Origin of the sequence: Halorubrum sp. SP9 (assembly GCF_005435015.1) — an archaeon.
GTDB classification, from domain to species: domain Archaea; phylum Halobacteriota; class Halobacteria; order Halobacteriales; family Haloferacaceae; genus Halorubrum; species Halorubrum sodomense.
In genome coordinates this window covers 1-1,497 of record NZ_SGXU01000080.1, presented here as the reverse complement: position 1 = coordinate 1,497, position 1,497 = coordinate 1, and the positions used below count along the sequence as shown (strand labels likewise).

Annotated in this window: 1 protein-coding gene; it reads right to left on the bottom strand. The window is 59.1% G+C overall.

Annotation, left to right across the window (positions count from 1 at the left end):
• Nucleotides 1–1,452, bottom strand: a 1,452-nt coding sequence (locus EXE45_RS16370) for a hypothetical protein (protein ID WP_158294284.1), incomplete at its 3' end; no start/stop codon positions are given.
• Nucleotides 1,453–1,497: the final 45 nt, after the last annotated feature.

The following is a 1,497-nucleotide window of genomic DNA, read 5'->3' as shown; positions in this document are numbered from 1 at the left end:
GAAGCTCGTCGAGGTCACTTCTTCACCGGACTGCGTGTTGACGAGCTTGTCCACGGTGAACGAACCCTGAATCTGGAACGTCTCGAACTGCGTTTCGGTCGAGGTCGAAAGGAAGCGGGCAGAGACGATTTCCGTAATGTCGGTTTCGAGGTCGGCGGACGCGTCGTAGTACCACGTCCCGTTTCCGGTTGCGGTCCAGTTTCCGGAGTCGACAGTTACCGTCTCATTGGCCGCGGTCTCCAGTTCGACAGCGGTGCCATCATACGGGTCTTCGGTGAGAGTGATATTCCCGCCGTCGACGCCGGTCTGGTAGGCCGACCAATCGCCCTCGACGAGGCTCATGTCCGCGGTGAAGTACACGTCGCCCGAGAAGTTCGACGTGTCGTAGGTTTGGCCGGTTTCGAGCGGCCCATCAGAGGGGTCGGTCAGCGCGAACGTGCCGGAGATTGTCGCGCCCGTATCCCCCATGGTGATCGTCGCTTCGCGCTCCGGGTCGACCGGGATGTTGAGCGCAATGAGGTCGGCAATCGCTTGGCTCATGCCTTCCTCCTTGGACATCATCGCAGCGCGTTCTTTCGGCGTCACGAGGTCGGAGATCTCGATGTCGCCGCTCTGAACGTCGCCGTAGACCGACGAGACCCACGTCGAGATGCCGTTGCGGACATTGGTGAGTTTGGATTGCATGTCGGACCAGACGGGGTTCCAGTCGGCGTAGTCGAGGTAGGTGAACGTGTCGCCATCGTGACTGACCCACACCTTTTGTAGACCACCGGAGCCGGGGTCGAGATTCTGGAGCCTGAAGTTGTAATCGTACGTATCATTATCTCGATTGAACTCGATGGTCTGGATGTCTAGAGTAGTTCCATCAGCGAGGGTAGCAGTCTTCGTCTTGAACAACGAAGGATCAGGCGGGAAGCTACCGCTTTCCGCACCACTAAGGACATCCGTAGTGGCGGTATCAGTGTGGGACGATAGAGAGTTGGCGAGTTGCTCAAGCTCTAGGACGGACTCATTCCACGACTTGATATAGTTCGATTCGACAGTAGCGAAGTACGAGTTTACAGCCGAGGTCGCAGCATCGAGAACGTTAGACTCGGACTCGCCGGCGTTCAGCTTCTCGATGGCTGCGATCTTCGCCTCGGTGTACGCAGTGTGTTCGAGGCCGTCGAGGATGTTTCGATTATCCACGATGGTCGAGGCGTTGGTCGATGCTCGGGTCTTGGCACTTTGGTAGACCTGTTGTTTCAAGACCTCTGGAGTGAGGCCCTCAGCAGGACTGTCAGCGCCGTAGATTTCGAACTCGCGGAGCGCCCACCCGACGGCGATCGCCGGGCCGAACAGAGCGTAGGAGCCAGCAGTGACACCGATGGAACTCCAGTCGACGGCCGCCGCCGGAGTGGCCGTCGACGAAAGACCGACCGTGGCAGCGCCAGCAGCGCCTAGACCTTTCACGAATGTGCGGCGGTCCAGACGAGTAGGGCGGTCGGTATCAGAACC